The sequence below is a fragment of the Methylobacterium sp. W2 genome (assembly GCF_020662345.1).
In the GTDB taxonomy this organism is placed as follows: domain Bacteria; phylum Pseudomonadota; class Alphaproteobacteria; order Rhizobiales; family Beijerinckiaceae; genus Methylobacterium.
In genome coordinates this window covers 86,894-96,071 of the sequence record NZ_VMOA01000018.1, presented here as the reverse complement: position 1 = coordinate 96,071, position 9,178 = coordinate 86,894, and the positions used below count along the sequence as shown (strand labels likewise).

Sequence of the window (9,178 nt, the reverse complement as noted above, 5' to 3'; positions counted from 1 at the left end):
CTCCCCGGAGGCGAAACGCCTGCTCGCCGACCTGCCCATCGACCCCCGCAGCGGCGAGCGCGTCGCGGGCGGCGGCTTCCTCGAGCATTTCCGCCTGAGCGACGGCCGCGTGGCCGACACGCAGTACCGGTTGCTGCCGCGCGAGGTTCAGACCGCCATGCGGCCGGATGCCGAGGACGGCGACAATGGCGGCCTCGACGACGGCGCCGATGCGACGGGCGACCTGTACGGCAATCTCACCACCCGGCGCGGGGCCGAGCCGGACCTCCTCGATCCCTTCGGCGAGCGGCAGCCGCAGCCGCGCGGCCGCCGGGCGCAAGGGGGTGGCCAAGGGGATGGCTATGGCTACGAGGGGTCGCGGAGCCCGTCATGGCCCGGCACCCAGCGCTCGCCCTTCGGCGAGGACGAGCCCCTCCGCGCCCGCCGCCGCGATCCCGACTACCTGTTCGGCGACGACCCGCGCTACTGAAGGCGCGGATCCCCTCCCCCCATCAGCAAACCGAGGCCCCGACGTGAAGACGCAGCTTCCGGCGACACGTGTGCTTGCCCAGATTCTCAGCTTCCTGCCCGTCCTGGCGCTCGGCGTTCCCGCCTCCGCGCAGGAGGGGATGAAGGTCCAGGTGCCCGCCGACCGGATCAAGGAGGTGGCCGCCATCGAGCCGTCGGGCCTCGCCGCTCTCAAGCCCGGCACGATCCTGTTCACCGATCACCGGGACAATCCGGCCAACCCCGAGAGCGGCCTCACGCCCTATCTCGAATGGCGAAAGCTGCGCCCGGCCGAGCAGGCGGCTCTGGCGCCCTACCCCGCCTATGCCGAGCCCGATTATACGGTGACGCTCAACGGGGTGGCCAAGCAACGGCACGAGACCCTGAAGGTCTATGTGGCGCAGGGGCGGTTCGTGGTGGCCAAGCCTGCCGAAGCCCTCGACCTCTCGGCTTTTACCAATCTCGGCTTCGTCTCCAAGATGGACCCCGTCATCAAGCACAAGGCCCTGAGCCCCGCCGAGGTGACGCCGACCAAGGACCCGGCCGCCGCCTTCGCCCGCCGCCCGGACCGGGCCTGGTGCGAAGGTGCGGCCGCCTGCATCGAATCCCGCTATGATCTCGAGGGCAAGCTGCCCCTGGGCGTAAAACTCGCCAACAAGCTGGAGGACGGCGCCTCGAAGAAGGTCGCCGAGTTCGTCTCGTTCCAGAGCGAGTTGCGGACCCTGCCGGCGGCCGAGGCGGCCTCGCTCGCGGCGCTCACGCGGGTCGACACGCCGGTGGCCGGCGGCCTCGAACAGACGATCTTCTGGGTCAACCAGATCCTGCGCTTCGGCAAGTTCCTCGCCGTGTTCCAGCCGATGCCGAACGATCCCGGCAAGACGGTGGTGACCACCTACATGGCGCTGGCGATCAAGGCGGACGTCCTCGACCGCAAGCAGGAATATGCCCGCGTGCCGGTGCTGAAGAACCTGCTTCCGGCGCAGGTGCTGATGGGCAACTCGTCCTTCAACACCGGCACGTCGATCAGTGCCGGCCTGCCGACCTACGCCCGCAACCGCATGATCGCCTTCGCGGACGCCCTGGCGAAGAACTAAAGGAGGAGTTTCAGTTGCCGCGGCTGACGATGGAGGGCATCGACGGGGCGGTGTAGGCGCGGTTCACGTCGCGGCGGGTTTGGGTGCCGTTGGTGTCGTTGGAGCGGCGGTAATTCTCGGTGCTGAAGCTGTCCGAGAAGCCGCTGCGGTCGGCGCTGTTGCAGGCCCCGAGGGCGCAGAACAGGCCGGCGGCGACGAGGAAGGCGGTGGGACGCATCGGAGGTTCCTGATGTACTGGTCCTCATGGACCGATCGCCCCTGTCGTGGTGCCGGGGAGGTCGCCGCGTCAAGCACAAGGATAACGAAACGTCACGGCTTACCGGCAGAGTGATGTTCCCGCGCCACGAAAACGCTCACTACGCTTGACGACACTCGGGCATTGGAGGCGCAATCCTGCGGAATCGCCGCCCCTGGATCTGGTGCTCCGGCCCACCTTGGGCGACACATTGTCCGACATGAGCAACGTTGTCCCCTTCTCCCGCCCCCGCGCCGTTCCGGCGCCACAGATCAGCGACGTGGTTGCGGTCGCAGACGATCTGTTCGCCGCCCTGGAACTGCTTCAGGGCGTCACCCATCGCGCCGCCGCCATGGGCCGTCCCCGCAGGGAGATGGAACTCACCGTCCGCAACCTGCGCGAGGCCGTCAGTGCCGTGGAGCGGGCCCTCGATTGCATCGGCGAGGGCGACGAGGCCGGCCAGGGCTGAGCCCGGACCGCGCCGGAGCGTGACGCGTCCGGGTGCCTCCTTGCTCGCTTAGCAACAATGTGACGGAGGTCGTCTACGGGTGGGCGTGAGGCGCATCGGAACTCCCTCTCCTTTCAGGAGAGGGGACCCGCGCATCCCGCGAGATAGACGACGGCAAGATGTGTGAATGCCGTAGCACCCGTCGGGCGGGAGGCGCCCGGCGAATCCCGCCGGGACGAACATATTTCTCCTCGCCTTCGTCCACTTGTGGACAGACGCTCCAGTGATGATACGCTATGGCGCGAGACAGAAGGTGAACACAGCGTGTCCCATGCTCTCGTCGACTGAGTCCTTCCTCGAAGGCAATCTCCTGCTGAAGGCTCTGTCCCCGGAGGATCGGGGACTGCTCGCGCCCGATTTCGAGCGTGCCGACGTTCGGCGTGGCGAGACCCTGTTCACCGTCGGGGCCAAAGTCTCGTTCATCTCGTTTCCCTGCGAGCAGACGGTCATCAACCTGATCGTCTCCATGCGCGACGGACGGAGCGCGGAAACCGCCACGATCGGGCGGGAGGGCGCCGTGGGCGGCGTCGTCAGCCACGGCAGCCTCCCGGCCTTCAGCACGGCCCTGGTGCAGATCGGCGGGCCGGTCCTGAGGCTCGATGCGGCCAAGCTGCAGGACGCCAAGCTCCGCTCGACCACCCTGCGCAACCTCTTCACCCGCTACGCGGACTGCCTTCTGGGCCAGGTGCTGCAATCCGTGGCCTGCAACGCCCTCCACCCGATCGAGGAGCGCTGCCTGCGCTGGCTGCTGACGCTGCAGGACCGGATCGGCACGGAAACGCTTCCCGTCACCCACGAACTCCTGGCCAACATGCTGGGCGTCCAGCGCACCTATCTCACCCGGATCCTGCGGACGCTGCAGATCCAGGGGCTGATCGAGGTCGGGCGCGGCCGCATCACCATCCTCGACCGGGCCAAAATCCAGGAGGCGGCCTGCGAGTGCCATGGCGCCGTGGTGAGCCATTTCGAGACCGTGCTCGGGGCCGTCTACGATGCCGAGGGGCGGATGCTTTCCGTCGATCCTCCGACCCAGCCGCGCCAGGACGATCCCGTCCGTGCGGCGGAAGCCGTCTGAACCGGGGGCGGTCGCGCGTCGCGGGAATGGACGAGGCGTTCTCCTCCGACGGGAACTTGCCGGGCCCAGTCACCCATCTCATCGTCGTGCCGGAAAGCGTGGGGGCAACTTGCGAAATCTGACGGCGAGACTTGTTCACCGCAAGGTCTGACGGCATCTGATGGGACGACGACCGCCCGATCCAGATCCGCATCCGATGACCATTGCGAAAGCACCGTCACCCCGCCGGGGGAGCCGTCGCGATCCTTCGTCGCCAGTGCCGGCCATGGCCGTCGGCGCCGGCGACAGGCGGGACGACGTCGCTGCGAACACCGGCGGCGAAACGCCCTCCCGCGACCGGAACGCCACCGACGAGCGCTATCGGCTGGTGGCCAAGGCGACCAACGACGTCGTCTGGGACTGGGATCTGAGGCACGACACCATCGTGTGGAACGAAGCGCTCGAGACGTCCTATGGCTGGCCGCCCGACCATGTCGGTCCGGGCTCCGCCTGGTGGCTCGGCAACATCCATCCCGACGACCGGGCCGCGGTCTCCGCCGGCCTGAACGCCGTCTTCGAAGGGCACTCGGACCTGTGGAGCCATCAATACCGCTTCCTGAAGGGGGGCGGTGGCTACGCGGATGTGCTGGATCGCGGGTATCTCGTCCGCGACGCTTCGGGTGTGCCGCTGCGGATGGTCGGTGCGATGCTCGACATCACCGTGCGGAGCCAGCTGGAGGCACAGTTCCGCGCGGTGTTCGAGGGCGCGAATATCGGGATCGTCCAGTTCGATCCCCGCAGTGTCCTCGCACTGAGGGTCAACGCCAAACTCTGCGAGATCTGGGGTGCGCCGGAATCCGAGATCGTCGGGTGCTCCCTCGCCCAATGGACGCCCGCCGAGGATGCGGGCGAGCGCGAGGCCCTGCACCGGCGGCTGGCCACCGGCGAGACCCTGCAGGACCGCTTCGAAAAGCGCTACCGCAGGCGGGACGGGCGGCTCATATGGGCGAGGGTCAACCTGGTCTCGCAGACCCTGGGCGATGAAGTCCACGCCATGGCGATGATCGAGGACATCACCGAAGAGAGGCGCGCGGATGCACGCCGTGACGCGCTCCTCAGCCTGGGCGACCGCCTGCGCGAGCTGCGCTCGAATGCGGACGTCGTGGCGATGACGGCGGAGATCCTGGGCCGGACCCTGGCCACGACACGGGCCGGCTACGGCATGGTCGACCTGCCGGCCGGCCTGATGACCGTCGCGCATTCATGGTCGTCCGACGGACAGACCTTTCCGAGCCAGACCCTGCCGCTGGACGAGTATCCCGCCAGCATCGCCAGCCTGCGGCGCGGGGAGGTGCTCGCGGTGGCCGATCTCGCCTCCGCGCCCGAACTCGACACGGACGCGGCGCTCTACATCGCCCAAGGCGTCCAGGCGGTGATCTCCGTCCCCCTGCTCCAACGCGGCCGCCTCGTCGGCGTGCTCTACGCGACAGAGGCGTCGCCCCGCGCCTGGACCCAGAACGAGATCGATTTCGTCCGTGACGTGGCGGAGCGGGCCTGGAGCGGGCTGACCCGGATCGAGGCGGACGAGCAGCAGCGCATCCTCAACCGCGAACTCAGTCATCGCATGAAGAACACCCTGGCGATGGTTCAGGCGATCGCCTCGCAGAGCTTGCGCAACGTCACCGACATCGAGGCCGCCAAGCATGCGCTCGCCGCGCGCCTGATCGCCCTGGGCAAGGCCCACGACATCCTGCTGACCGGGCAGCGGGAGAGCGCGGAGATCGCGGCGGTGCTGACGAGCGCCCTGTCCCTGCATGACGACCAGCAGCCCGGCCGGTTCCACCTGTCGGGCCCCGACATCGTCATCGGCTCCAAGGCGGCTTTGTCTCTCGCCCTGATGATGCACGAACTCGCCACCAATGCCGCCAAGTACGGCGCCCTCTCCCGGCCGGACGGCCGCGTCTCCGTGGCGTGGAGCGTGGTCGCGGCGGACGAGGACGATACGGTTCACCTCACATGGTCCGAGCGCGGCGGCCCGCTTGTGCACCCCCCGACCCGCAGGGGCTTCGGCTCGCGCCTCATCGAGCGCGGCCTCGCCGGCGCGGTGGGCGGCGAGGTCTCCCTCGCCTACGAACCGGACGGCCTGGTCTGCCGGGTCATGGCGCCTCTGTCGGGGTTCCAGGGGAGCCATTAGCGGCGGAACACGTCCTGCCCGCATGGACCGTCCGCTCGCAAACGCTTCGCCGAGGCTTGGCCAGGGCCGGATTCCAGCGCCGATATTGTAGCTGTACGCTTTTTGTTCTAGCTGGGTGACGGATATGCGTGGCGTGCGTCTTGCCCGCCCGCCCCGTGCGCCCGACATGGCGACCGGTGGCGGGACGGTTGTCGTCGACCTCGCCGTATGACGTCTCGGAGACGATCTCCGCCGAGCGTCAACCCCGATTGCCCATTCCTGCAAGCCTTGCTGCCGAAGAGACCCAATGGCCAAAGCAAACGCCGCCGCCAAGAATCCAAGGGGTCCGAAGACCCGAGCCGCGCAGGCGCAGGAGGAGAGCGTCGAGGCGCGGATCGAGAAGCTGTTCGAGGGGAGCCCCGACCGTCGCGTCATCGCCGTGCGCGGCGCCCGCGAGCACAATCTCAAGAACATCGATCTCACGATCCCGCGCGACAAGCTCGTCGTCTTCACCGGCCTGTCGGGGTCGGGCAAGTCGTCGCTCGCCTTCGACACGATCTATGCGGAAGGCCAGCGCCGCTACGTCGAATCGCTGTCGGCCTATGCCCGCCAGTTCCTCGAGATGATGTCGAAGCCCGATGTCGATCAGATCGACGGGCTCTCCCCGGCCATCTCCATCGAGCAGAAGACGACGTCGAAGAACCCACGCTCCACCGTGGGGACGGTGACCGAGATCTACGATTACATGCGCCTGCTCTGGGCGCGGGTCGGCATCCCCTACTCGCCCGCCACCGGCCTGCCGATCGAGAGCCAGACGGTGAGCCAGATGGTCGACCGGGTGCTGGCCCTGCCGGAGAAGAGCCGGCTCTATTTGCTGGCGCCGGTCGTGCGCGGCCGCAAGGGCGAGTACCGCAAGGAGATCGCCGAGTTCCAGAAGAAGGGCTTCCAGCGCCTTCGGATCGACGGCGAGTATTACCCGATCGACGACGCGCCCAAGCTCGACAAGAAGCTCAAGCACGACATCGACGTGGTGGTGGACCGCCTCGTGGTCCGCGCCGACATCGCCGCGCGGCTGGCCGATTCCTTCGAGACCGCCCTCGAACTCGCCGACGGCATCGCCCTGATCGAGTTCGCCGACCCCGCCGAGGGCGAGACGATCACCTTCTCGTCGCGCTTCGCCTGCCCGGTCTCCGGCTTCACCATCGCCGAGATCGAGCCGCGCCTGTTCTCGTTCAACAACCCGTTCGGCGCCTGCCCGACCTGCGGCGGCATCGGCCACGAGATGCGGATCGATCCCGAACTGGTGATCTCCGACGCCAAGCTCAGCCTCAAGCGTGGCGCGGTCGGCCCCTGGGCGAAATCGACCTCGCCCTATTACGGCCAGACCCTCGATGCCCTGGCCAAGCATTACGGCTTCAAGACCAGCGTGCCCTGGTCGGACCTGCCCGAGACCGCGCACAAGGTGATCCTCTACGGCTCCGGCCGCGAGTCGATCCGGTTTGCCTATAACGACGGCATGCGCGCCTACGAGGTGAACAAGCCGTTCGAGGGCGTGATCCCGAACCTGGAGCGGCGCTACAAGGAGACCGAGAGCGATGCGTCCCGCGACGACATCGCCCGTTTCATGAGCGAGACACCGTGCGCCTCCTGCGGCGGCAAGCGCCTCAAGATCGAGGCCCTGGCGGTGAAGGTCGCCATGCAGGATATCGGCGACGTCACGGCGCTCTCCGTGCGCGAGGCGCACCGCTGGTTCTCCGAGCTGGCGGAGAAGCTGACGCCGAAGCAGAACGAGATCGCCTTCCGCATCTTGAAGGAGATCCGCGACCGGCTCACCTTCCTCGTCGATGTCGGCCTCGACTATCTCACCCTCGCGCGCGGCTCGGGCTCGCTCTCCGGCGGCGAGAGCCAGCGCATCCGCCTCGCCTCGCAGATCGGCTCCGGCCTCACGGGGGTGCTCTACGTCCTCGACGAGCCCTCGATCGGCCTGCACCAGCGCGACAACGAGCGCCTGCTCGGCACGCTGAAGCGCCTGCGCGACCTCGGCAATTCGGTGATCGTGGTGGAGCACGACGAGGACGCCATCCTCCAGGCCGATTACGTCGTCGATGTCGGTCCGGGGGCGGGCATCCATGGCGGCCGGATCATCGCCCAGGGCACGCCCGAGGAGGTGCTGAAGAACCCCGACTCCCTCACCGCCAAGTACCTCACCGGCGAGATGAGCGTGCGGGTGCCCACCGCCCGGCGGAAGGGACGGAAGGGCAAGCTCACCCTCGTTGGCGCGCGCGGCAACAACCTCAAGGACGTGAGCGTCGAGATCCCCCTCGGGACCTTCACCTGCGTCTCCGGCGTCTCGGGGGGCGGCAAGTCCACCCTCATCATCGACACGCTCTACAAGGCGGTGGCCAAATCCCTCAACGGCGCCATGGAGCACCCTGCTCCGTTCGAGCGGCTGGAGGGGCTGGAGAACCTCGACAAGGTCATCGACATCGACCAGTCACCCATCGGGCGCACGCCGCGTTCCAACCCGGCGACCTATACCGGCGCCTTCACCCCGATCCGCGACTGGTTCGCCGGCCTGCCGGAGGCCAAGGCGCGCGGCTACCAGGCCGGGCGCTTCTCGTTCAACGTGAAGGGTGGGCGCTGCGAGGCCTGCTCGGGCGACGGCGTCATCAAGATCGAGATGCACTTCCTGCCGGACGTCTACGTCACCTGCGACGTCTGCAAGGGCCGCCGCTACGATCGCGAGACCCTGGAGGTGAAGTACCGCAACCATTCCATCGCCGACGTCCTCGACATGACCGTCGAGGAGGCCGCCGACCTGTTCAAGGCGGTGCCCACCATCCGCGAGAAGATGGAGACCCTGGCGCGGGTCGGCCTCGGCTACGTCAAGGTCGGGCAGCAGGCCACCACCCTGTCGGGGGGCGAGGCGCAGCGGGTGAAGCTGTCGAAGGAGCTCTCCAAGCGGGCCACCGGCCGCACCCTCTACATTCTCGACGAGCCGACCACGGGCCTCCACTTCCACGACGTCGCCAAGCTCATGGAGGTGCTCCACGAACTGGTCGATCAGGGCAACACCGTCGTGGTGATCGAGCACAACCTCGAAGTCATCAAGACCGCCGACTGGGTCATCGACATGGGCCCCGAGGGCGGCGATGGAGGTGGAATCGTGGTGGCCGAGGGCACGCCGGAGCAGATCGCCAAGTCGAAGGCGAGCCATACCGGCCGGTTCCTGCGCGACGTACTGGCCCGCCGCCCCCTCGCCGAGGTCGCCGTCAAGGGCCGGGACGCGGCGGAATAGGCGTCCGCCCCGCTAAGGCCAAGCTTGATTCGGCGGTCTCGGGCAGCGAGGCCCTGCTGCGGCGCACAGACTCCGGACGGGCGGAGATCGCAACCCGCGGGCGATGCGCAAACTCCCGCCGCCGGTTGCGCAATCGTCCTGTCGCGCGGATCGATCGCAACGGTTTGACCTTTCAGCGTTATTTTGCCGGTGCGTTGCTCAATGCGGCGTCATGCCTCGCGCAATTCTGCTGAGAAAGTTAACAAAACCTTGCGCTGCACCGCGTCGAAATTGCGGCTTTTCCGCAACGGTGGGTTTGGAACTGCCTCGATCCGAAGCATTGGACTGTCA

6 protein-coding genes and 1 pseudogene are annotated in these 9,178 nt (G+C 67.8%); 6 read left to right on the top strand and 1 reads right to left on the bottom strand.

Annotated elements, in window-relative coordinates; all coding sequences use genetic code 11:
• Together FPV16_RS12455 and FPV16_RS12450 are read left to right on the top strand one after the other, a co-directional pair.
• Positions 1-469, top strand: a pseudogene (locus FPV16_RS12455) (glycosyl transferase); the annotation flags it as partial.
• A gap of 43 nt (positions 470-512) precedes the next feature.
• On the top strand, positions 513-1,580 hold the full coding sequence (locus FPV16_RS12450) for a hypothetical protein (RefSeq protein ID WP_227438490.1): 1,068 nt from the start codon (positions 513-515) through the stop codon (positions 1,578-1,580).
• Between the two features lie 10 nt (positions 1,581-1,590).
• Here FPV16_RS12450 and FPV16_RS12445 read toward each other — a convergent pair whose 3' ends face one another.
• The gene (locus FPV16_RS12445; protein WP_018043129.1) at positions 1,591-1,797 is read right to left on the bottom strand and encodes a hypothetical protein; all 207 of its coding nucleotides are present in this window, start codon (positions 1,795-1,797) and stop codon (positions 1,591-1,593) included.
• A 238-nt stretch (positions 1,798-2,035) separates the two neighbouring features.
• Here FPV16_RS12445 and FPV16_RS12440 point away from each other — a divergent pair, with 238 nt between their 5' ends.
• The 4 genes from FPV16_RS12440 (at position 2,036) to uvrA (ending at position 8,848) form a co-directional block, all read left to right on the top strand.
• The gene (locus FPV16_RS12440; RefSeq protein WP_026175816.1) at positions 2,036-2,284 is read left to right on the top strand and encodes a hypothetical protein; all 249 of its coding nucleotides are present in this window, start codon (positions 2,036-2,038) and stop codon (positions 2,282-2,284) included.
• A 310-nt stretch (positions 2,285-2,594) separates the two neighbouring features.
• Complete coding sequence (locus tag FPV16_RS12435; RefSeq protein ID WP_227438489.1) at positions 2,595-3,398, top strand: Crp/Fnr family transcriptional regulator; 804 nt, start codon at positions 2,595-2,597, stop codon at positions 3,396-3,398.
• A 265-nt stretch (positions 3,399-3,663) separates the two neighbouring features.
• Positions 3,664-5,571, top strand: coding sequence for a PAS domain S-box protein (locus FPV16_RS12430; protein WP_227438488.1), 1,908 nt, complete (start codon positions 3,664-3,666; stop codon positions 5,569-5,571).
• Positions 5,572-5,857: 286 nt separating this feature from the next.
• Positions 5,858-8,848, top strand: a complete 2,991-nt coding sequence (gene uvrA, locus FPV16_RS12425) for an excinuclease ABC subunit UvrA (protein ID WP_227438487.1) — start codon at positions 5,858-5,860, stop codon at positions 8,846-8,848.
• Positions 8,849-9,178: the final 330 nt, after the last annotated feature.

What these genes read in the sequence shown, in the direction of transcription:
- FPV16_RS12430 (WP_227438488.1), top strand. Translation starts at nt 3,664, where the DNA reads ATGGCCGTCGGCGCCGGCGACAGGCGGGACGACGTCGCTGCGAACACC.
- FPV16_RS12445 (WP_018043129.1), bottom strand. Translation starts at nt 1,797, where the DNA reads ATGCGTCCCACCGCCTTCCTCGTCGCCGCCGGCCTGTTCTGCGCCCTC.
- FPV16_RS12435 (WP_227438489.1), top strand. Translation starts at nt 2,595, where the DNA reads ATGCTCTCGTCGACTGAGTCCTTCCTCGAAGGCAATCTCCTGCTGAAG.
- FPV16_RS12440 (WP_026175816.1), top strand. Translation starts at nt 2,036, where the DNA reads ATGAGCAACGTTGTCCCCTTCTCCCGCCCCCGCGCCGTTCCGGCGCCA.
- uvrA (WP_227438487.1), top strand. Translation starts at nt 5,858, where the DNA reads ATGGCCAAAGCAAACGCCGCCGCCAAGAATCCAAGGGGTCCGAAGACC.